The following is a 1,470-nucleotide window of genomic DNA, read 5'->3' as shown; positions in this document are numbered from 1 at the left end:
TAATATGGTACCTGTAGTAAGGACACTTGAAAAAGAGTGTTTTATCTACAGGTATTTTTTTATATACTAGAATTTCAACATATGGGGAATTAGGGGACGTCATGAGTAAAATAACATTTACAACTAGAGAGATAAAGTCACTTCAACAAAATCCAAATGTGCAACGAGTCAGTGAACGATCGATTACATATTCGGATTCTTTTAAAAATAAATTTATGGATGAGTATTTGGCGGGTAAGCTACCACGTCAGATTTTTAGTGAGAACGGTTTTGATGTCGAAGTAATTGGACTGAAGAGAATTGAACAATCTGCTCACAGGTGGAAAAAAGCGTACCAAAAGAATGGATTAATCGGTTTGACTGATTCGAGGAAATCAAGTTCGGGTAGACCATTAAAACGGGAGCTTACACCGACCGAAATAATTGAACGGCAGGAAGCAAGAATCAAGCTACTGGAGGGGCAGGTCGACCTACTAAAAAAGCTAGAAGCGACAGAAAGGAGGCTGCTAAACACAAGAAAAAGTCTAGAACCGAGTAGAGTATATCAGTTAATTTTTGAGACGGTTGAACAAAATCACTTTAAGCGAATGACCAGGTATTTTTGTGACCTTTTAGAGGTGTCCCGTTCTGGATATTATAGCTACCTAAAGGCATCCAGTAGTCGAGAAGCAAGAGAGCAGTTAGATTTAGAAGCCAAAAGAATGATTTTAAAGGCATTTACTCGTCGGGGATACAAGAAAGGATCACGTTCTATAAAAATGATATTAGAGAACGACTATAACCTTATTTTTAGTCGTAAAAAAATTCAAAGAATCATGAGGAAATACAATATAGTATGCCCTCATAGAAGACCAAATCCTTATAAGAGAATCGCTAAAGCAACAAAGGAACATACGGTCGTTCCAAATAAGTTAAATAGAGAATTTAAGCAAGGAATTCCAGGGAAAGTATTACTAACGGATATCACATATTTGCCATACAATGGAAATAGTATGGCTTATTTGTCGACCGTAAAAGATGCTTGTACAAACGAACTACTTGCTTATCATGTATCTGATCGAATCACGTTAGACATCGCAACAAAAACCATCAAAAAACTAGTGTCTAATAAAAAGGTAACAATACATCCAGATGCCTTTATCCACTCAGATCAAGGTAGCCATTATACAAGCCCAACCTTTCAAAAGTTACTAAAGAAATATGGCTTAGGTCAATCCATGTCTAGAAGAGGAAACTGTTGGGACAATGCCCCACAGGAGTCTTTTTTTGGTCATTTAAAAGACGACGTAGATTATCAGTCAGCTAAGTCATTAGAGGAATTAAAGGCAAAGATCAATCATTACATGGTTTACTATAACAACTATCGTTATCAATGGAATTTAAAAAAGATGACTCCTATTCAATTTAGGAATCATCTTTTAGCTGCTTAGTCTCTTTTTTTATAGTGTCCTTGACAAAGGTGCCAGTTTA

General features: G+C 36.1%; 1 protein-coding gene. It reads left to right on the top strand.

Annotated elements, in window-relative coordinates; genetic code table 11:
- The first annotated feature begins 101 nt into the window (after positions 1-101).
- Positions 102-1,430 carry an IS3 family transposase gene (locus tag M3175_RS23860; RefSeq protein ID WP_251524437.1) on the top strand — a complete coding sequence of 443 codons (1,329 nt, stop codon included), beginning with the start codon at positions 102-104 and terminating at the stop codon, positions 1,428-1,430.
- The last annotated feature ends 40 nt before the right edge of the window (positions 1,431-1,470 follow it).

It is taken from the genome of Robertmurraya korlensis (genome assembly GCF_023715225.1).
Classification (GTDB): Bacteria; Bacillota; Bacilli; order Bacillales; family Cytobacillaceae; genus Robertmurraya_A.
Note: the sequence above shows the minus strand (reverse complement) of the source record. Positions and strands in the feature narration are given on the sequence as shown.